The organism is Achromobacter sp. JUb104, assembly GCF_024806975.1.
GTDB classification, from domain to species: Bacteria; Pseudomonadota; Gammaproteobacteria; order Burkholderiales; family Burkholderiaceae_B; genus Achromobacter; species Achromobacter spanius.
In genome coordinates this window covers 2,404,174-2,423,562 of the sequence record NZ_JANUEY010000001.1, presented here as the reverse complement: position 1 = coordinate 2,423,562, position 19,389 = coordinate 2,404,174, and the positions used below count along the sequence as shown (strand labels likewise).

Annotated in this window: 15 protein-coding genes; 7 read left to right on the top strand and 8 right to left on the bottom strand. The window is 66.5% G+C overall.

The genetic code is table 11. From position 1 onward, the window contains the following. Window positions 1-18 precede the first annotated feature (18 nt). Together M2361_RS10930 and M2361_RS10925 are read right to left on the bottom strand one after the other, a co-directional pair. On the bottom strand, window positions 19-465 hold the full coding sequence (locus M2361_RS10930) for a hypothetical protein (protein ID WP_259248947.1): 447 nt from the start codon (window positions 463-465) through the stop codon (window positions 19-21). Beyond that, window positions 462-1,349, bottom strand: coding sequence for a GlxA family transcriptional regulator (locus M2361_RS10925; RefSeq protein WP_259249279.1), 888 nt, complete (start codon window positions 1,347-1,349; stop codon window positions 462-464). The genes M2361_RS10930 and M2361_RS10925 overlap by 4 nt, the downstream gene beginning before the upstream one ends. A 90-nt stretch (window positions 1,350-1,439) precedes the next feature. Between M2361_RS10925 and M2361_RS10920 the strand changes: the two genes are divergently transcribed. Next, window positions 1,440-2,114, top strand: coding sequence for a DJ-1/PfpI family protein (locus tag M2361_RS10920; protein ID WP_100855273.1), 675 nt, complete (start codon window positions 1,440-1,442; stop codon window positions 2,112-2,114). A 70-nt stretch (window positions 2,115-2,184) separates the two neighbouring features. Here M2361_RS10920 and M2361_RS10915 read toward each other — a convergent pair whose 3' ends face one another. Beyond that, a complete protein-coding gene (locus tag M2361_RS10915; RefSeq protein WP_259248944.1) occupies window positions 2,185-4,107 on the bottom strand; it encodes an ABC transporter ATP-binding protein in 1,923 nt (640 codons plus the stop codon). 352 nt (window positions 4,108-4,459) lie between these two features. After that, window positions 4,460-5,392: a LysR family transcriptional regulator gene (locus M2361_RS10910; protein WP_259248942.1), complete on the bottom strand. Its 933-nt coding sequence runs from the start codon at window positions 5,390-5,392 to the stop codon at window positions 4,460-4,462. 155 nt (window positions 5,393-5,547) lie between these two features. Between M2361_RS10910 and M2361_RS10905 the strand changes: the two genes are divergently transcribed. Continuing rightward, the gene (locus tag M2361_RS10905; RefSeq protein ID WP_259248940.1) at window positions 5,548-8,139 is read left to right on the top strand and encodes a penicillin G acylase; all 2,592 of its coding nucleotides are present in this window, start codon (window positions 5,548-5,550) and stop codon (window positions 8,137-8,139) included. Here the strand turns inward: M2361_RS10905 and cydC are convergent. Next, window positions 8,111-11,761: a thiol reductant ABC exporter subunit CydC gene (cydC, locus tag M2361_RS10900; protein WP_259248938.1), complete on the bottom strand. Its 3,651-nt coding sequence runs from the start codon at window positions 11,759-11,761 to the stop codon at window positions 8,111-8,113. The two genes, M2361_RS10905 and cydC, sit on opposite strands and share 29 nt — an antisense overlap. A gap of 94 nt (window positions 11,762-11,855) precedes the next feature. Here cydC and M2361_RS10895 point away from each other — a divergent pair, with 94 nt between their 5' ends. After that, complete coding sequence (locus tag M2361_RS10895; protein ID WP_259248936.1) at window positions 11,856-12,827, top strand: LysR substrate-binding domain-containing protein; 972 nt, start codon at window positions 11,856-11,858, stop codon at window positions 12,825-12,827. Window positions 12,828-12,845: 18 nt separating this feature from the next. On the opposite strand, the gene M2361_RS10890 is transcribed toward M2361_RS10895, so the two are convergent. Genes M2361_RS10890 through M2361_RS10880 form a run of 3 tightly spaced genes read right to left on the bottom strand, consistent with a single transcriptional unit; the run spans window position 12,846 to window position 15,409 of the window. Further along, window positions 12,846-13,634: an ABC transporter ATP-binding protein gene (locus tag M2361_RS10890; RefSeq protein ID WP_167401008.1), complete on the bottom strand. Its 789-nt coding sequence runs from the start codon at window positions 13,632-13,634 to the stop codon at window positions 12,846-12,848. After that, window positions 13,622-14,392 carry an ABC transporter permease gene (locus M2361_RS10885; RefSeq protein ID WP_100855280.1) on the bottom strand — a complete coding sequence of 257 codons (771 nt, stop codon included), beginning with the start codon at window positions 14,390-14,392 and terminating at the stop codon, window positions 13,622-13,624. Before M2361_RS10885 ends, M2361_RS10890 begins: the two co-directional genes overlap by 13 nt. A gap of 18 nt (window positions 14,393-14,410) precedes the next feature. Beyond that, window positions 14,411-15,409, bottom strand: coding sequence for an aliphatic sulfonate ABC transporter substrate-binding protein (locus tag M2361_RS10880; protein ID WP_259248930.1), 999 nt, complete (start codon window positions 15,407-15,409; stop codon window positions 14,411-14,413). A 265-nt stretch (window positions 15,410-15,674) separates the two neighbouring features. Between M2361_RS10880 and M2361_RS10875 the strand changes: the two genes are divergently transcribed. The 4 genes from M2361_RS10875 to M2361_RS10860 all read left to right on the top strand — a co-directional run bounded on the left by M2361_RS10875 (window position 15,675) and on the right by M2361_RS10860 (window position 19,352). Continuing rightward, the gene (locus tag M2361_RS10875) at window positions 15,675-16,862 is read left to right on the top strand and encodes an FAD-binding oxidoreductase (protein WP_259248928.1); all 1,188 of its coding nucleotides are present in this window, start codon (window positions 15,675-15,677) and stop codon (window positions 16,860-16,862) included. Between the two features lie 4 nt (window positions 16,863-16,866). After that, window positions 16,867-17,544: a HutD family protein gene (locus tag M2361_RS10870; protein WP_259248926.1), complete on the top strand. Its 678-nt coding sequence runs from the start codon at window positions 16,867-16,869 to the stop codon at window positions 17,542-17,544. A 126-nt stretch (window positions 17,545-17,670) separates the two neighbouring features. Further along, window positions 17,671-18,420, top strand: a complete 750-nt coding sequence (locus M2361_RS10865; protein WP_259248924.1) for an electron transfer flavoprotein subunit beta/FixA family protein — start codon at window positions 17,671-17,673, stop codon at window positions 18,418-18,420. Continuing rightward, on the top strand, window positions 18,420-19,352 hold the full coding sequence (locus M2361_RS10860; protein WP_259248922.1) for an electron transfer flavoprotein subunit alpha/FixB family protein: 933 nt from the start codon (window positions 18,420-18,422) through the stop codon (window positions 19,350-19,352). The genes M2361_RS10865 and M2361_RS10860 overlap by 1 nt, the downstream gene beginning before the upstream one ends. Window positions 19,353-19,389: the final 37 nt, after the last annotated feature.

Below are 19,389 nucleotides of genomic sequence, written 5' to 3'. Positions count from 1 at the left end.
GGCGTGGGGGGAGGCCGCTTATTGCGGCTTCCATTCGCGCCCGTCCTTGGACCGGAAGCGGCCGCCGGTGGCGCAGCATCCGCCCGCGCCCATCGCCATTTCGCCGATGATGGCTTCCACCGTCTGGCCTTCGCGGCTTAAGGATTGGCGCTGGCAGTCCATGAACGACGGATAGAACTCGGGCTCCAGCACCTTCGTCCAGCGTCGGGCGCCGGCTGACGTGGATTCGGGATCGGGCTCGTTCAGGAAGACCTCGCACTCGTGGACGATCAAGTGCACCTGCTGGCCGTTCAACTCGCCTTTGAATTCCCGGTGGGGCGCCAGATCCTTGAACAAGCGTTGTTCCAAGGTCAGCTTGGGCGGGTCGTCGGGATTGTCGCAGCCCGCCAGCAGCGGCAGGGCCAGCAAGGCAAAGGCGGCGAGGGCGCGGCGCGCGGACTTGCGGTGGCAAGCGGGTGTTGTCATGGAGTGGACCTGTTGTGCGTGGGGCCCACATGTTGCTGGACCGATTTTTTCGACATCTTACCGGTGGCCTGCAGCGCGCTGGCGCGCTCCTGGCGCAGCCGCCGCAGCACTTCGGTGGGCGCCACACCAAAGTGCGCGGCGAACTTGCGCTGGAAGGTACGGCGCGACATCTGGCAGGCATCGGCCATGTCGTCCACCGACCAGCGTGCCGACAGCTTCGCCTCGATTCTTTCGACCAGATCCCGGAACGGCGCGGCCACGCGATCTTGCAGGCGCAGCGTCTGGCTGTACTGACGCTGGTCGCCATCGCGGCGCATGAAGACGACCAGCCGGCGCGCCACCTGTTGCGACAGCGCCGCGCCCACGTCACGTTCGATCAGCGCCAAGGCCAGGTCGATGCCCGCCGTCACGCCCGCCGACGTCCAGTACTTGCCGCTTTCAATGAAGATGCGGTCGTCGTGCACGCGCAGGGCGGGGTACCTCTGCCGCAGCCGGTCGGCCGAGCGCCAATGCGTGGTGACGGCGCGGCCATCCAGCAGGCCGGCCGCGGCCAGCACGAAGGCGCCGGTACACACGCTGCACGTGCGCGGCGCGCCGGCGTCGCGGCGCCGCAACCAGGCCATCGTTTCGGCATGGGCGCTGGCGTGGTCCGCGCCGGGGCCGCCTGGCACCAGCAGCATGTCGATGGGCGCGTCGCCGTCTTGTTCGAAGGTGCCGTCCACCTGCATGCGCAGGCCCTGTTCCCAGGTGCTGACGACCGGCGTGGCGGCGATCGTGCTCAACTGGTATAGCGCTTGTCCCGCCTCTTCGTTGGCGGAACTGAAGGCCTGCCAGGGGCCCGCCAGATCCAGCGGCTGGAATCCGTCGTACAGCATGAACACCACGCGCCGTGGCGCGCTTTGGCCGCATTCTGGCGCACCGGCGGGGGCGCGTCCGCCTATGCTGGGCGCTGGCGTTTCTGAGGGAGCATCGTCATGCATGTGAATTTTCTCTTGTTCGAAGGGCTGACCCAGTTGGACATGACCGGGCCCTACGAGGTCTTGGCGAACGCGCCGGGCTTCACCGTGGATTTTGTCGCAAAAACGCGCGATCCGGTACGGTGCGATCGCGGCCTGCAATTCGTGCCCACGCAAACCCTGGCGTCCGCGCCGCCCTGCGACCTGCTGGTGGTGCCTGGCGGGCCGGGCACGGATGATGCCATCGTCGATGCGGATTGGGTGGCGTTCACGCGCACGCAGGGACTGGCCGCGCAAACCATCTTCGGCATCTGCACGGGGTCGCTGCTGTTGGGCGCGGCGGGCTTGCTGCGCGGCAAGCGCGCGTCCAGCCACTGGCGCGCGCGCGAACTGCTGTCGCGCTTTGGCGCGATTCCCAGCGATGAACGCCTGTGTGTCGACGGCAATATCTACACGGCGGGCGGCGTGACGTCCGGCATCGACATGGGCTTGAAGGTGGTGGCGGCGCTGTGTGGCGAAGACGTAGCCAAGCTGATTCAGTTGCAGATCGAATACGACCCCAAGCCGCCGTTCCCGGGCGGCACGCCGGCCACGTCCGAGCCGGCCGTGGTGGAGCGCTACCTGGCCTTGTCAGAAGCGCGCTTCGCGCGGCGGTCGGCGGCGGTGGACCGCGCCGCCGCCGCCATGCCCTAGGCTATCGGGCTGCCTGACTTGGGCCGCGCGACTGAGGCCTTGCTACTTGGGCCTTGCTACTTGGACCGCGCTACTTGCCGAAGGCGTAGCTGCCTTCATCCACGTCCGTGTCCAAGCTCGGATCCACGCTGGGGTCCATATTCGGGTCCTTGACCTTCGGGGGCGTGGCGCCGTCTTGCAGCATTTCGGCGGCCGTCAGGCCCTTGGTCAGTTCCAGGGCCTGGCGTTCGAACAGGCGCCGATACAGGCCGCCCTGCAAACGGATCAATTGGTCATGGCTGCCTTCTTCGATGATGCGGCCACGGTCCATCACCAGCAGACGGTCCAGGGCGCGCACGGTCGACAGCCGGTGCGCCACCACCAGCGTGGTGCGGCCCACCATCAGGCGGTCCATGGCCTGCTGGATCAGCACTTCGCTTTCGCTGTCCAGGCTGGAGGTGGCCTCGTCCAGGATCAGAATGGGCGAGTCCGCCAGGAACGCACGCGCGATCGCCACGCGCTGGCGTTCGCCGCCCGACAGCTTGATGCCGCGTTCGCCCACCAGCGTGTCGTAGCCCTTGGGCAGCGTCATGATGAAGTCATGCGCGCTGGCCAGCCGGGCCGCCTGCTCGATCTCGGCCTGCGTCGCGCCCGGCCGGGCATAGGCGATGTTCTCCGCCAGCGTGCGGTGGAACAGCACCGGGTCCTGCTGCACGATCGCGATCTGGCTGCGCAACGACGCCTGCTTCACCTGGGCGATGTCCTGCCCGTCGATGGTGATGCGGCCGCCGTTCACGTCGTACAGGCGCTGGATCAGCTTGATGAACGTGGTCTTGCCCGAGCCCGAATGGCCCACCAGGCCGACGCGTTCTCCGGGCGCGATGCGCGCGGAGAAGTTCTGGTACAGCGCCGTGTTGTGCGCGCCATAGCGGAAGGTCACGTCTTCAAAGCGGATTTCACCTTCGCGAATGTTGATGGCGGATGCGCCCGGACGGTCGGCCACGCCCAGCGGCTGGCGTCCCATCGCCACCAGTTCTTCCATGTCGTTGACCGAGCGTTGCAGGTTGCGGATATGCATGCCCACGTCGCGCAGATAGCCTTGCAGCATGAAGAACATCGTCAGGGTGAAGGTGATGTCGCCCACTGTGGCCTCGTTGCGCGACCACAGCAGCAAGGACGCGCCCAGGATGGCGGCCTGCATCGCCACCAGCATCGCGCCCTGGATGCCGCCGTTCAGTGTGCCGCGTACCCAGGTGCGGCGCGTGCGATGGCGCCACTTGTTCACCACGCGATCCAGCCGCGCTTCTTCACGCGCTTCCGCGCCGAAGGCCTTGACCACGGCATTGCAACTGACGGCGTCGGCCAGCGCACCGCCCATGCGCGTGTCCCAGGCGTTGCCCAGGCGCGCGGCCGGGGCCACATAACCCAGCGACAGCGCGGCGGTGACGGCGATATACACCACCGAACCCAGGCCCACCACCAAGCCCATCAAGGGCCAGTGCGCGCCCAGCAGGGCGGTGGCGCCCACCAGCATCACCACGGACGGCAACAGCGCGATCAGCAGCGTGTCGTTCAGGATGTCCACGGCCCACATGCCGCGCGTGATCTTGCGCACGGTGGAACCCGCGAAGCTGTTGGCATGCCAGTCGGTGGAAAAGCGCTGCACGCGGTAGAAGGCGTTGGACACGATCCCGTTCATCATCTTCAACGTAAACGTGATGATGTTCTGGAACACCGCCTGGCGCAGCAGCGTGCCGCCCACGCCCAGCGCCACCAGCAGCCAGAAGGCCGTGATGGCCGCGTCCCAGGCCAGCGCGTCGCCGCTCGAACCGGACGCCACGGCGTCAACCAGGCGGCCGGCATACATCGGCGTCAGGATATCGGCCACGGCCGAGAGCAAGGCCAGCAGCACGATGACCAGGGTGCGCCAGGGCTGCAAGACCCAATGCTTGAAGGTAAAGCCCAGGACGTCCTTGAAGGCCTGTCCTCGAAAGTCGATTTTTTTTCTAGCCATAACAATGGCCTGGCGGCACAAGACACGCCAGGATGTCCTTGTGAGGAAAGAGGGATAACAAGCCGGATGCCCAAGGCATCGGCAACTGCGTTTACGGGTGTTGAGCGGGCGCGGTGGACCAGTCGCTAGGTAACGGTATAGCGATGGATCCGCGCGGGCGACGACTTAATGGCGTCGCGGGGATACGCGCGGGACGGCGGTGAGCATGGGGCAAAACATCATGCGGCCTCCCTGGCGGTAAGTGAAGTGGATGAAAAAGGAATGGGCAAAGGCCCGAATTGCTGATTCTATAGAGATGATGTAAGGGAATCAACGGGGCGCTTTGTGTGGGTATTGCCGCTGTGGGTTTTTTTCAACGACCGGGGCCGCGGGGCTTGAACGCGGCGAACCCCGCCCAACATTGCTGCGTGAATTCGTACAGCGCATCTTGCGCCGCCAGGGGCGTGCGCCCGGCCAGGCGCGCCAGCACGTAATGGCCCTGGCGCTGGCGGTCAGGCGGCAGCGGCACTTCCACGAGTCGCCCCGCCTCTTGTTCGCGCCGCGTCACGCAGATCACGCCCAGCAGCAGCGTGTCGGTATGCAGCGCCAGGTCGGCCAGCGCATCCAGGTTTTCGCAACGCAGCGTCACCATCTGTTCGGGCGCGCCGCCTGGCCCCAAGGTTTCGGCAAGCCGTAGCGACACCTCCGGGCTCAGCGTGCTGGAGGCCACCGGATATTGCCGCACCTGTTCGATGCCCACGCGCTTGTGCGCCAGGATGGGGTGCCCCTTGCGGCAGACCATGCCCGCGCGCAGCGGCGCGAGCGGGCGGGTGTCGATATCGGCGGCGTCGTACAACATGCGCGCATCGCACACCATGGCGTCGATGCGTTCGGCGCGCAGCATGTCGAGCAGCGCCGCCGTGCTGCCGAGTTCGACGCCCACGCGCACCTGGGGCCGGTGGGCGGCCATGTGCGCCAGAAAGGGCGACAGCAGCAACGAGGCCGGGGCAGGGCTCAGGCCGATGGTCAGCGAGCCGGCATCGCCGCCGTGCAACGCCTTCAGTTCGCGTTGCAGCTCGGCTTCTTCGAAGCGCATGCGGCGCGCGCGCTCGGCCACGCAAGCGCCGTAGGGCGTCAGGCGGACCCGGCGCGTGCCGCGATCCAGCAGCGGCAGGCCCAACTCGGTTTCCAGCGCCTGAATGCTGCGGCTAAGCGCGGGTTGGGACAGGTTCACCTTTTCCGCCGCCAGCGAAAAAGTGCCGTGTTCGACCACCGCCAGCAGGTGTTTGAGTTTCTGAAAGTCCATGAGATTTACGCATCGAATCCATGACATAAATGCATTGGCATTATAAGTAGCGGCTTCTTATCATGGTCCCCGGACGGCGCCCGCAGAGGCGCCGCATCCCGCGCTGAAGGTCGCTCGCAAGCATGGCGCGGTTTATCAATTTGGAGACAGAGTCAATGAAGCAGCATTTGTTGTCGGCCGCCATCCTGGCAGCCTGCGCCGGCGTGGGCGCAGCCCCCGCGCACGCGCAATCCCAGCCCCAATCCCAACCGTCCCTGACCGCCGACGCCCAGCGCCCCACCGCCGGGCAGGTCACCATCCGCCGCGACGGCTACGGCATGCCCCACGTCTACGCCAACACGGTGTACGGCATCTTCTACGGCTACGGCTACGCGGTGGCGCAAGACCGTCTGTTTCAGATGGAGATGGCGCGTCGCAGCACGCAAGGCCAGGTGGCCGAAGTGTTGGGCGAAAAAATGGTGGCCTTCGACAAATCGATACGCGGAAATTTTTCGCCCGAACGCATCCAGCGCCAACTGGCCGCGCTGCCCGCGTCCGAACGCCAGATTCTGGACGGTTACGCGGCCGGCATGAATGCATGGATTGCGCGCGTGCGCGCCGAACCCGGCACGCTGATGCCCAAGGAATTCAACGACCTGCAATTCCAGCCGTCCGACTGGACGCCCTATGACGTGGCGATGGTGTTCGTGGGCACCATGGCCAACCGGTTTTCGGACGCCAATAGCGAAATCGACAACCTGGCGCTGCTGACCGCGCTACGCGACAAGCACGGCGAGGCGCGCGCCATGCAGATCTTCAACCAATTGCGCTGGATGACCGACAGCCGCGCGCCGACCACGGTGCCGGAAGAAGAGGGGGTTTATCAGCCCGCCACCTATCAACCCGCCACCGCGCGCGCGCCCGCCAAGCTGTCCTACGCCTTGCCGCGCTACGACGGCACGCCGCCCATGCTGGAGCGCGTGGCGCGCGACCCGCAAACGCGCGGCGTGCTGCAAGACGCACCCGCCGACGCGCCCGCCCGCCTGCTGGCGCAGTTTGCGCAAAGCGGCCAGCCTGGCATCGCCGGCTTTCCCACCACCAGCAATATGTGGATCGTGGGACGCGAGCACGCCAAGGACGCGCGTTCCATCTTGTTGAACGGCCCGCAGTTCGGCTGGTGGAACCCCGCCTACACCTACGGCATCGGCCTGCACGGCGCGGGCTACGACGTGGTGGGCAACACCCCGTTCGCCTATCCCAGCATTCTGTTTGGCCACAACGCGCACGTCACCTGGGGCTCCACGGCAGGCTTTGGCGACGACGTGGACATCTACGCCGAAAAGCTCGACCCCGCCGACCGCACCCGCTATTTTCACAATGGCGAATGGAAGACGATGGAAAAGCGCACCGAGCTTATCCAGGTCAAGGACGGCAAGCCGGTATTGATGGACGTGTACCGCACGGTGCATGGCATCGTGACCAAGTTCGACGACAAGCAGCATGTGGCCTACGCCAAGGCGCGCGCGTGGGAAGGCTTTGAGTTGCAATCGCTGATGGCCTGGACGCACAAGACGCAGGCGCGCAATTGGGACCAGTGGAAGCAGCAGGCCGCGCGCCACGCGCTGACCATCAACTGGTACTACGCCGACGACCGCGGCAACATCGGCTATGCGCACACCGGCTTTTATCCCAAGCGCAAACCCGGCCATGACCCGCGCCTGCCCGTGCCCGGCACGGGTGAAATGGATTGGGACGGCATGCTGCCGTTCGCCACCAACCCGCAGGTCTACAACCCGCGCCAAGGCTACATCGCCAACTGGAACAACCAGCCCATGCGCGGCTACCCGTCCACCGACCTGTTCGCCATCGTGTGGGGCCAGGCCGACCGCTACGCCGAAATCGAAACGCGCATGAAGGCCATGACGGCCGATGGCGGCAAGATCAGCGCGCAGCAAATGTGGGACTTGATCCGCACCACCAGCTACGCCGACGTCAACCGCCGCCACTTCCTGCCGTTCCTGCAACGCGCCGTGGCGGGCTTGCCAGCTGATGACGCACGCGCGCGGCTGGTGGCCGACTTGTCCACCTGGGACGGCATGGGCACCAGCGACAAACAGCCCGGCTACTACGACAACGCCGGGTCCGCCGTGATGGACGCCTGGCTGCGCGCCATGCTGCGCAGCACGCTGGCCGACGAGATGCCCGCCGACTTCTTCAAGTGGTACAGCGCCACGGGCTATCCCACCCCCGCCACGCCGGCCACCGGTTCGCTCAACCTGACCGTGGGCGTGAAGGTCTTGTTCAACGCCTTGGCTGGCCCCGACGCCGGCGTGCCCCAGCCCTATGACTTCTTCAACGGCAAGCGCCCGGAAGCGGTCAGCCTGGCCGCGCTGGACGAGGCCCTGGCCGCCTTGCAAAAAGCGTATGGCCAGGACCCGGCCGCGTGGCGCATCCCCGCGCCGCCGATGGTGTTTGCGCCGAAGAACTTCCTGGGCGTGCCGCAGGCGGACGACAAGGCAGTACTGAGTTTTTCCGCTACCCAAAACCGGGGCACCGAAAACAACATGACGGTGTTCGACGGCAAGGGCGTGCGCGCGGTGGACGTGGTGGCGCCGGGGCAGAGCGGTTTCGTGGCGCCGGACGGCACGCCGTCCGTCCACACCCGCGACCAGTTCGACTTGTACAACCACTTTGGCAGCAAGCGCGTCTGGTTCACGGATGCGGAAGTGCGCGCCAACGCTAAGTCGGTTGAGACGTTGCGCTACTGACCGTGTAGCCGCCCTGGTGGCTGGCCAGGCGCGCATAGGCCCCTTGCTTGCGCAGCAATTGGTCATGCGTGCCTGCCTCGGCCAGCGTGCCGCGATCCAGCACCAGGATCAGGTCCGCGTTGCGGATGGTGGACAGCCGGTGCGCAATCACCAGGGTGGTGCGGTGCTGCATCAGCGCGTCCAGCGCGGTCCGCACCTGCATCTCGGACAAGGTGTCCAGGTGCGAAGTCGCCTCGTCCAGGATCAGCACCGGCGCGTTCTTCAGGAAGGCCCGCGCAATCGAGATGCGCTGGCGCTGCCCGCCCGACAACTGCATGCCGCGTTCGCCCACCTTGGTGGCCAGCCCGTCGGGTAGTTGCTGTACGAATGTCGTCAGCGCCGCCTGGTCCAGCGCGCGCGCCAGTTCCTCGGGGGTGGCCTCGGGGCGCGCCAGCCGGATGTTGCCCTCCAGTGTGTCGTTAAACAGGTAGGTGTCTTGCGTGACCAGGGCCACACGCTCGCGCAAGCCGTCCAATTGCAGTTGGCGCACATCCAGGCCGTCCAGCTTGACCGCGCCCTGGCGCGGGTCCCAGAAACGCAGCAACAGGCTGGCCACGGTGCTTTTGCCGGCGCCCGAGGCGCCCACGATGGCCACGGTTGCCCCGGCCGGCGCCTTGAAACTCAAGTCCTTCAGCGTGTCTTCCTGTTTGCCGGGGTAGGCGAAGCTGACGTGCTCAAACGCCAACGACAAGCCATGCGTGGCCACCGGCGGCGCCAGCGGACCGTCGGTGACGGGTTCGGGCTCGTTGCTGACCACGTGCAGGCGGCGCGTGGCGGCGATGGTGTCGGCCAATTGGCGGCTGACCTGCGAAATCTCGGACACCGGCAGAAAGGTCGCCATCGCAATCAAGACCAGCAAGGGCAGCATGCTGGCCGACAGCGCGCCCGCGGATACCTGCAAGGCGCCCACGACCGCCACGGCCAACCCGCCCAAGCCCATGGCCACTTCAAACCAGGCCGTTTGCTTGGATAGGTCGCGCAGGATGTCCAGGCGGCGGATGCGGTATTGATCAGCCACTTTCAGGAACTGGCCCCGGCGGCGGTCGGTGGCCTGGAAGGCGGTCAGGTCGGCCAGGCCTTGGATGGTGTCGGTGGTGTGCGCGCTCATTTCGCCCAGCGCCTGCCGCGCCTTGTCGCCCAGCGTATCGATATGGCGGCGGCCGCGCACGGGCGACACCAGCGCATAGGCCAGGAAGGGCAGCAGCGCCAAGGCCACGGGCCAGCTATACACGCCCAGAAAGCCCAGCACCGACAGCGGCACCAGCACCGACACGATGGCCGGGGCGATGGTGTGCGCGTAGAAGTACTCGACCATCTCGATGTCTTGCGTGGCCAGCGCAACCAGGTCGCCCGAGCGGCGCTGCAACAGGTAGGCGGGCGCCAGGCGCTCCAGCTTGTCGAACAGCTTCACCCGCATGTCGGCCAGCAACTGATAGGCCATCGCGTGCGCCAGCCACGACTCCAGCCAATGGAACAAGGCGGCCAGCGGCGCGCAGACCAAGAGGCCGACGATCAGGCCGGAAACCTCGCGCCCATCGCGGATGGCGGCTACGATCAGCGCGCTGAACACGCCCACGCCGATGAAGGCGGCCACCCGCGCGACGCCCAGCAGGATGGTGGCGGTCAGCGTGCCGCGCCATGGCTTGACCACGGATAGCAAGGTGCCCAGCGTGGCGCGCCAACCCACCTGGTCGGCATCGGCATCCAACGGGCGTAGGGCGGGGCCTTGCGTGCCGCCGTCGTCGTCTGCATCGTCGGGCTTGGCGGCATCCAGCACCGGAGCCGACGCCAAGGCGGCCACACCGGCCGACGGGTTCCGGTGCGCCTCGGCCTGCTCATGCATCAAGCGGTAGTACAGCCCGCGCGCCTGCATCAGTTGCTCATGCGGCCCGGCTTCCACCACGCGGCCCTGATCCAGCACCAGGCTGCGGTCGGCGCCGATGACGCTGGCCAGCCGGTGCGCCAGGATCAGCGTGGTGCGGCCGGCCATCAGGCGGTCCAGCGCCTGTTGGATCAGCGCTTCGTTTTCGGTGTCTACCGATGACAGCGCTTCGTCCAGGATCAGGATGGGCGCATCGCGCAGCAGCGCCCGCGCGATGGCCACGCGCTGGCGTTGCCCGCCCGACAATTGCAGGCCGCGTTCGCCGATGCGGGTGGCGTACCCGTCGGGCAGCGCCATGATGAAGTCGTCGATATTCGCGGCACGGGCGGCGGCGCGCACCTGCTCGTGCGTGGCGTCGGGCCGGCCCAGCCGCAGGTTGTCGTCGATGGTGCCGTGAAACAGCGTGATGTCCTGGCTGACCAGCGCAATTTGCGACAGCAGCGTTTGCGTGTCCAGCGTGTTCACATCGTGCCCGCCCACGCGGATGACGCCCGCCTGCGGCACGCATTCGCGCAGCAGCAGCCGCACGATGGTGGACTTGCCCGCGCCGCTGGGGCCGACCACGCCGACCCGTTCGCCCGCGGCGATGCGGAACGCCAGGCCTTGATGCGCGCGGCGCTCGGGCGTGTAGGAAAACGCCACGTTGTCGAATTCGATCGTGGGCGACAGGGGGGCGGACGCGAGTTGGTTGGGCGCTGGATGGGCGGCCGTGTTGCGCGTGCCCAAGGCCCTGCTGGGCACGGGCGTCAGCGGCTGCGCGTCCATCAAGGCATGGATGCTGACGGCGGCCGACTGGCCCAGCATGCCGCGGTGCAAGACCGAACGCAGGTCGCGCAGCGGCCGGAAGATCTCGGTGCCGGCCATCAGCACGATCAGCAGCGCTTCCACGCTCATGTCGCCCGCGGCTACGCGCCAGGCGCCCAGCGTCAGGGCCAGCGCGGCGCCCAGCGCCACGCCCAGGTCGCTGATGCCGCGCGTCAACAGGCTGACCGACAGCACCCAGAACGTGTTGTCCGACAGGCTGCGGGCACGGGCCGCCAGGCGCCGGCCCCAGGCCTTGCCCTGGCCGTAGGACTTCAACGTGGGCAGGCCTTGCACCGCGTCCAGGAAGTCTTCGCCGAAGGCATTCAGCGCCTGCGTGCGCGCCTGGCTGGCGCGGCGGTCCAGCATGTGCACCGCCATCGGGCCGAACAGCGCGAACAGCGCCGCCACCAGAAACACCAGCGCGGTGGGCACGTCCCAGAACGCGATCACGGCGAAGATGGCAAAGGGCGCGGCCGCCGCAATGGCGACCTGCGGCAGGTATTGACCGAAGAAGGTTTGCAACTGCTCCACGCCGTCCACCACGGTCAGCATGACGCCGCCCGTGCGCTGGTTGGCGAACCAGGCCGGCCCCAGGGCGACGATGCGGTCGTACAGCTTGCCGCGCAAGGTCTGCTGGATTTGCGCCGACGTGTGGTTGGCCTGCACGGTGCGCCAGTGGTCGAACAGCGCGCGCAGCAGCACCATGGCGCCCACGCACAGGGCGGGCACGATCCAGTCTTGCCACGGCGCGCCGTCGAACACGCGGGCCAGCAACTGGCCCAGGAACACATAACGGGCAATGCCCGCCGCCAGCGCCAAGAGGCCCAGGAAAATGCCGCCCGCCATGCCGGCGCGCAATCCCGCCGTCAGGCGCCACAACCGAGAGTCGAAATACATATCAATGCTCCATGCAGAGCCTGCATGGTCGCTGATCCGACGCCGTTGCGATAGCGAGTCTTTTTCAATCTTGGGTTGAGATAAACTCAACCCCATGTCTGATCTGCCCAACCAGAATCCATCCCCCGATCTGCCCACGCATACGCCGCCTTTGGCCGCGCTGCGTGCGTTCGAGGCCGTTGCCCGCCTGGGCAGCCTGAGCCGCGCGGCGGGCGAGCTGCATGTCACTAAAAGCGCGGTCAGCCATCAGCTACGCGCGCTGGAGACAGACCTGGGTGTGCAATTGCTGCGCCGGGGCGGCACGGTGCGCCGCGCCGAAACCACCGAAGCGGGCGCCAAATTGCTGGCTTCCGTACAACAGGCCTTGACCCTTCTGGAGGCCGCTTGCCGCGACGTCCGCGCCAGCGCGAGGGGCCGCCGCCGCTACACGTTGAACGTGTCGGCCAACCCCTCGCTGGCCGCATTGTGGCTGGCGCCGCGCATCGGGCGCTTCATCGAACTGCATCCCGACATCGGCGTGCAGGTCTACTTGCACGCCAGCCAGGACCCCGCCTGGAAAAGCCAGGACATCGACCTGGCCTTCCTGCACGTGCGCGCCCGGGGGCCGCATCTGGCCGAGCCGGGCGACATTGCACTGATGACGGAAACCGTGGTGCCCGTGTGCAGCCCCGCGCTGATCCCCGAAGCCGAGCGCGGCGACCCCCGCGTGTTCCTGCGGCACCGCTGGCTGGAGGAAAAACATATCGACAGCCCCGAAACCGATTGGCGCACCTGGGGCCCGCGTTTGGGGCTGGCCGAATCGGATTGGCAAGAGCCCATGGTCTTGAGCGGCCTGAGCACCGTGGTGGCGGCGGCCGCCGCTGGCGTGGGCATCGCGCTGGGGCGCGCGCCGCTGATCGATGAAGACCTTGCCAGCGGCCGCCTGGTGCCGTTGATGCCGCAACTGCGCATGCCGGGCTCGTGGGGTTATGTGATGCGCATCCACGCCAACCGGCCGATGGATGCGTCGCTGCCCGCGCTGGTGGAGTTCCTGGCCGAAGAAGGCCGCAGCCAGGGGGCCTGGTAGCGGCCAGGCCAGACCCGGCTAGTCGGTCGTCAGCTCCATGCTGCGCGTGACCTCTTCCTGCACCCGTTCCCAGATCGACCGCTTCAATTCCACAAAGCGCGGCGACAACTGCACGTCGGCGCTGCGCGGATGCGGCAGGTCATTGTGGATGTCTTGCACGATGCGCCCGGGCTTGGAGCCCATCACGGCCATGCGGGTGGACAGCGTCAGCGCCTCGTCGATCGAATGCGTGATGAACACAATCGTCTTGCCGCTTTGTTCGTAAATGGACAGCAACTGGTCTTGCAGCACTTGGCGCGTCATGGCGTCCAGCGCGGCGAAGGGCTCGTCGAACAGCATCACGTCCGGGTCGTTGGCCAGCACGCGCGCAATCGACACGCGCTGCTTCATGCCGCCCGACAGCGCATGCGGATACTTGTCCGCCGCCTGTTTCAAACCCACCATCTCGATGAACTTGCGGGCAATCGGGGCACGTTCCTGTTTGGACATGCCGCGCATTTTCAAGCCGAATTCCACGTTCTCTTGCACGGTGCGCCACGGAAACAGCGCGTACTGCTGAAACACCATGCCGCAGGCGGCGGTCACGTCGGTGACCGTCTTGCCATTGATGGCCACCGTGCCCGTGTTGGGCTGGATGAAGCCGGCCATCAGGTTCAGCAAGGTGGACTTGCCACAGCCGGACGCGCCCAGCAGCACCAGGAATTCACCCCGCTTGACCTCCAGGTTGACCTTGTCCAGCACGGTCACGTCGCCATAGGCCTTGGACACGTCGGTCAGCTGGATCATCGTTTCGTTCATCGTTGCCATGCCAGCACCCACCGTTCAAGAAGCCGCAAACACAGATCGGTCACCAGCACGGTGAAACTGATCAGCACCATGCCGAGCACCACGGTGTCGGTCTGGAAGAATTCCTTGCCGTTCATGATCATGAAGCCCAGGCCTTCCCGCGAAGCGACCAGTTCCGCCGAGATCACGCAGGTCCAGGACAGGCCCAGGATGATCTTCATGCCCGACAGAATCTGCGGCAGGCAGCCGGGAAACAGCACCTCACGCATCACCTGCCAGCGGTTGGCGCCCAGGTTGCGCGCCGCGCGCACCAGCACCGGGTCAATGCTGCGCGAGGCTTCCATCACATACAGCAGCGCGGGCACGAACGAGCCCATGAAGACGATGCTGTACTTCTGCGTTTCGGTAATGCCGAACCACAAGAGCGACAGCGGAATCCAGCTCATTGACGGCAGCGGCCGCAGGAACGAGATGATGGGGTCGAAGACGGCGCGCGCCACCTTCGAGGTGCCCAGCAAGATGCCCAGCGGTATGGCCACGAAAACGGCCGCCAGAAAGCCCACCATCACGCGCCGCGTGGACGCCAGCACGTTGTAGAACAGCGTGCCCTGGTCCGACATGGACAAGGCCCGCGCAAGCACCTGGGACGGCGCGGGCAAAAAGATGGGGTCGACCGCGCCGGCACGGCACAGGCCTTCCCACAGCAACAGAAAGCCAAGAAGCGAAAACACGCTGACCCAGATCAGCCGTGTTTCCTTTGAAGACGAGCGCGCGGACATGGCGATTGGGTTCCGCGTTTACAGGTACGAGGCCTGGACCCAGTCCTTGACCTGGGGCGCCTTGTCGATCTGCTTGAGCGATACCAGCATCTGGGCCAACTGCTGCATGCCGGTGACGAAGTTGCCCGGGTCCACCATCAAGGCCTTCTGGTCGGCGGCGGAATACCACTGCGTCTGCTTGATGACGGCCAGTTGCTCGGGGCGCGACAAGCCGGTCAGCTCCAACAGCACGCCGGCGGCCTCATCGGGCTGCTCGGTCAGCATGGCGTTGGCCTGGAACACCGCGTGCAGGAATTTCTTCACCGCTTCCGGGTTCTCGCGCCCCAGCTTGGCGTGCGTCAGCAGCACGTCCGGGCCGGGAGTGATGGCGTATTGCTTGTAGAGCGAGAACGCGGTGTCGTCCAGCAGCACGTGCGTGCCGGGCACGGCCTTGATGCGGTCGAACGCGGGCGTCCAGGCCACCGCCGCATCAATCTGCTTGCCCTGGTAGGCAGACAGCAGGTTGGTGGCCGGCAGGTTGATGATGGACACGTCGCGCTCGGCGTCCAGACCGGCCTGGCGCAGCACATCAAGCAGCAGCACGTGCGCGCTGGAGGCGTAGGTGACGCCGATCTTCTTGCCCTTCAGGTCCGCCACCGACTTCACGTCTTCGCGCACCAGCACGCCTTCGGCGCGGCCGAAGTTGTTGGGCGTGGCGATCACCTGAAACTGGCGCGCGCCGGCCGCCATCAAGGCCAGCGACGACACCACGCCGGTGCCGGCCAGGTCGATGTTGCCGGCCATCACGGCGCTCATGCGGTCGGACGACGTGGCGAAGCTTTGCCACTTGATGTCCAGGCCTTGCTTGGCGAACAGGCCCGTTTTCATGGCGATGTAGGCCGAATAGTGGCCCAGCCACGCCGAGCCGCCATACGTATAAGACGCATTGGCGGCGCGGCCGATCATCGGAAAGCCCAGGGCGCTTGCGCCCGCCAGGGCAGCGGTGCGCACCAGCATGGCGCGGCGATTCATGTTCATATTTTTCCCCTACGTGGATGTAGATTGACGGATAGATTCCATGTCGCCGGCACTCTATGGTGCGGCAGACGAGACTTTCACCCGGCCGCCGCGCCAAGCCATGAATATAAGGAGCGGCGATGGTCAAAATTCGCCGCGCTTAAGCAATCTGCTTTCGTCACTCCCTGTTCTTGCGGCGCTTTTATTAAGTATTCGCGATGCTTATATTGCGATCGGCCCACTAACGCAGGTTCACACTCGCGCCACTTGTCCTTGGAGCCTTGTCGTGAAAAGTTATGACGTGATCGTGATTGGTGCCGGCGTGATCGGCAGTTCGGTGGCGTTCCACCTGGCGGAGCTGGGCGCGAAGAACGTGCTGGTGCTGGACCGCGCGACCATCGGCGCGGGCACGACCTCGCAGTCGTCCGGTATTTTGCGCACCCATTATTCGGTGCGCGAAAACGTGGAGCTGGCGCAGCGTTCCTGGAACGTGTTCAACCACTTCGCCAGCTACGTCGGTGACGACGAAGCGTCCTGCGGCCTGGTCAAGTGCGGTTATCTGATCACCGCCGCCGACGACGACAAGCTGGCTCCCTTGCAGAGCGCGCTGGACCAGCAGCGCGAACAGGGCATTGCGCTGGAATTGCTGAACCCCGCCCAGGCCCGCGAGCTGCTGCCCATTGCCTCGTTCGACAACGCGGCGCTGATCGGCTTTGAACCGGAAGCAGGCTTTGCCGATGCCTACCTGGTGGCCACCAGCTTCGCGCGCGGCGCCCGCCGCCGTGGCGTGACCATCCGCGAAAACGTGGACGTGAAAAAACTGCTGGTGGAAAACGGCCGCGTGGTGGGCGTGTCCACCTCTGACGGCGATTACGCCAGCCCCGTGGTGATCAGCACGCAGAACATCTGGACCTCCGAACTGGCGGGCTGGACCGGCGTGGCCATGCCGGTCGTGCCTGAGCGCCACGCGGTGCTGGCGCTGGAATGCGACGCCGCGCCCTATACCTATTCCATGCCGGTCTTCAAGGACCTGGCCTCGCCCGGCATGCTGTATTGCCGCAGCTATGGCGGCAACCAGATGCTGGTCAGCGAAGGCATCGTGGGCGAGGCGCTGCAAAACAGCGACGCCGAGCAAGGCGATATCCCGCTGGACTACGTGGCCGAAGTGGGCGAGCAGGTGGCAACGCGCTTTCCCGCCTACGAGACGGCGGGCCTGGCCTCGTCCTGGACGGGCGTGTACGACGTCACCCCGGACTGGAACCCGGTGCTGGGCCGCGTCCCGGGCGTGCAGGGCCTGATCGTGGGCTTCGGGTTTTCAGGCCACGGCTTCAAGCTGTCGCCGACGGTGGGCCGCGTGCTGGCGCAGGAAGCGCTGGGGCTGGCCACGGACGTGTCGCTCAAGCCTTATGACATCGGCCGCTTTGCCAGCGGTGCGTTGCTGACCGGCAAGTACGGCCTTGGCGCCGTCTCGTAACGCGATGCGCCCGCTGCACGCAAGCTGGCTGGCCGTTACGCCCGAACCCTGGAAGAACGGCGGTGGCGTCACGCGCACGCTGTCGATGGATGCCGCCCAGCAACCGCCGCGCTGGCGGGTGAGCGTGGCGGACATCGACCGCGACGGGCCGTATTCCCGCTTTCCCGGCTATGACCGCGTATCGGTGGTGTTGACGGGCGGTGGTGTGGAGCTGGTTGCGGAGGGGGCGGATGTGGCCGAAGTGGCGGATTCGGCCGACGTTGTCGATGCCGGGCGCATCACGCTTGCACCCGGTGTGGCCACGGCCTTCGCGGGCGATGCGGGATTTCAATCGCGCCTGTTGAATGGGCCGGTGCGCGTGCTGAACCTGTTTGTGTTGCGCGGCGCGGCGGCGGCCAGCGTCTTGTGCGTGGGCGGCGGGCAGTCTGCGGTGCAGGCGGGCGGGCTGGCGCAAGACAGCGCCACGACGCACACGCTGCGGATCGTTGTCGCCGCGCAGGCGGGGCGCTTGAGCCAGGCGGCAGCCGATGCCGGCGTGGCGCTGGCGGCGGGCAGCTATGTGGTCGGCGTGTCCTGTGGCATCGATGCGCGGCAGGCCTTTGAGCCTGCACAACCCATGGCGCGGGATGGTGTGGCCGCAGTGGTGCTGGACGTGCGCGTGCCCGCGTCGGCTGCCGTGTGAGTCGTGCTATTTGAGTCGTGCGGTTTCCGGTGCGCGGTTTAACCCCGTCTTATTCGATCCATTTTTGACGTCCTGCGCGGTTGCGGCGCAAGGCGTTCATTGATTCCCTGACCCAGGAGTGTTTGCATGAAGGTATTAACCGCGGTCAAGCGCGTGGTTGACTACAACGTCAAGGTGCGCGTGAAGGCCGATCAAAGCGGTGTGGACATCGGCAACGTCAAGATGTCGATGAACCCGTTCGATGAAATCGCCGTCGAGGCGGCCGTGCGCCTGAAAGAGCAGGGCGCGGCCACGGAGGTGGTCGCCGTGTCTTGCGGCCCCGCGCAATCGCAGGAAACGCTGCGCACGGCGCTGGCCATCGGCGCCGACCGTGGCGTGCTGGTGCAGACCGACGCCGCGCTGCAACCGCTGGCCGTCGCCAAGCTGCTGCGCGCCGTGGTGCAGAAAGAACAGCCCGCGCTGGTGATTTTGGGCAAGCAGGCCATTGATGATGACGCTTGCCAGACGGGCCAGATGCTGGCCGCGCTGTTGGGCTGGCCACAAGCCACCAACGCCAGCGCCATCGAGATCGACGGCGGCACGGCGCGTGTCACGCGGGAAGTGGACGGCGGCCTGGAAGTGCTGGACCTGACCCTGCCCGCCATCGTGACGGCCGACTTGCGCTTGAACGAACCGCGCTACGTCACGCTGCCCAACATCATGAAAGCAAAGAAAAAGCCGGTGGACATCGACACGCCCGAGGGCTTGGGAGTGGACCCCGCGTCGCGCCTGTCGACCTTGCGCGTGGAAGAGCCCGCGGCGCGCGCGCCCGGCATCAAGGTGGCCGATGTGGCCGCGCTGGTCGACAAACTGAAGAACGAAGCCAAGGTGATCTGATGACGGTCCTAGTTATTGCCGAACACGACAACCACACCCTGAATAGCGCCACGCGCAACGCCGTTGCCGCCGGGGCCAAGCTGGGCGTGCCGATCCACGTGCTGGTGGCGGGCGCGGGCGCGCAGGCCGTGGCGCAAGCCGCCGCGCGCATCGCGGGCGTGCAGAAAGTGCTGCTGGCGGATGCACCGCATCTGGCCGATGGCCTGGCCGAGAATCTTGCCGCGCAAGCGGTCGCCGCTGCCGCAGACAGCTACACGCATGTGTTCATGGCTGCCACCACGCAGGGCAAGAGCGTGGCCCCGCGCATAGCCGCGCTGCTGGATGTGGAGCAGGTGTCGGATGTGATCGAGGTGCTGGCGCCGGACACGTTCAAGCGCCCCATCTACGCGGGCAACGCCATTGCCACGGTAAAAAGCGGCTATGCCGTCGTGGTGGCGACGATCCGCCCCACCGCATTCGATGCGGCGGCCGAGGACGGCGGCAATGCGGCGATCGAACCCATTGCCGCCGTGGCCGACCTGGGCCTTGCGCAATTCAAGCGCCGAGACATCGCCGCGTCGGAACGGCCCGAACTGGGCGGTGCGCGCGTGGTGGTGTCGGGCGGGCGCGGGCTGGGCAGCGCCGAACATTTCAAGCTGCTGGACCCGCTGGCCGAAAAGCTGGGCGCGGCGCTGGGCGCCTCGCGCGCGGCGGTGGACGCGGGCTATGCGCCCAACGACTGGCAGGTGGGGCAGACCGGCAAGATCGTGGCGCCGGCGCTCTACATCGCGGTGGGAATCTCGGGCGCCATCCAGCACCTGGCCGGCATGAAGGATTCCAAGACCATCGTCGCCATCAACAAGGACGGCGACGCGCCGATCTTCGGGGTGGCGGATTATGGCTTGGTGGGCGACTTGTTCGAGGCCGTGCCGACGCTGACCGCGTCACTGTAAGGGCTGTAAGGGCTGTAAGAGCTGTAAGAGCTGTAAG

Bases quoted from the DNA above. Each gene is read 5' to 3' on its own strand.
- M2361_RS10890 (WP_167401008.1), bottom strand. From the start codon at position 13,634: ATGGCAACGATGAACGAAACGATGATCCAGCTGACCGACGTGTCCAAG.
- M2361_RS10895 (WP_259248936.1), top strand. From the start codon at position 11,856: ATGTCTGATCTGCCCAACCAGAATCCATCCCCCGATCTGCCCACGCAT.
- M2361_RS10915 (WP_259248944.1), bottom strand. From the start codon at position 4,107: ATGGCTAGAAAAAAAATCGACTTTCGAGGACAGGCCTTCAAGGACGTC.
- cydC (WP_259248938.1), bottom strand. From the start codon at position 11,761: ATGTATTTCGACTCTCGGTTGTGGCGCCTGACGGCGGGATTGCGCGCC.
- M2361_RS10920 (WP_100855273.1), top strand. From the start codon at position 1,440: ATGCATGTGAATTTTCTCTTGTTCGAAGGGCTGACCCAGTTGGACATG.
- M2361_RS10885 (WP_100855280.1), bottom strand. From the start codon at position 14,392: ATGTCCGCGCGCTCGTCTTCAAAGGAAACACGGCTGATCTGGGTCAGC.
- M2361_RS10870 (WP_259248926.1), top strand. From the start codon at position 16,867: ATGCGCCCGCTGCACGCAAGCTGGCTGGCCGTTACGCCCGAACCCTGG.
- M2361_RS10910 (WP_259248942.1), bottom strand. From the start codon at position 5,392: ATGGACTTTCAGAAACTCAAACACCTGCTGGCGGTGGTCGAACACGGC.
- M2361_RS10860 (WP_259248922.1), top strand. From the start codon at position 18,420: ATGACGGTCCTAGTTATTGCCGAACACGACAACCACACCCTGAATAGC.
- M2361_RS10905 (WP_259248940.1), top strand. From the start codon at position 5,548: ATGAAGCAGCATTTGTTGTCGGCCGCCATCCTGGCAGCCTGCGCCGGC.
- M2361_RS10880 (WP_259248930.1), bottom strand. From the start codon at position 15,409: ATGAACATGAATCGCCGCGCCATGCTGGTGCGCACCGCTGCCCTGGCG.
- M2361_RS10930 (WP_259248947.1), bottom strand. From the start codon at position 465: ATGACAACACCCGCTTGCCACCGCAAGTCCGCGCGCCGCGCCCTCGCC.
- M2361_RS10865 (WP_259248924.1), top strand. From the start codon at position 17,671: ATGAAGGTATTAACCGCGGTCAAGCGCGTGGTTGACTACAACGTCAAG.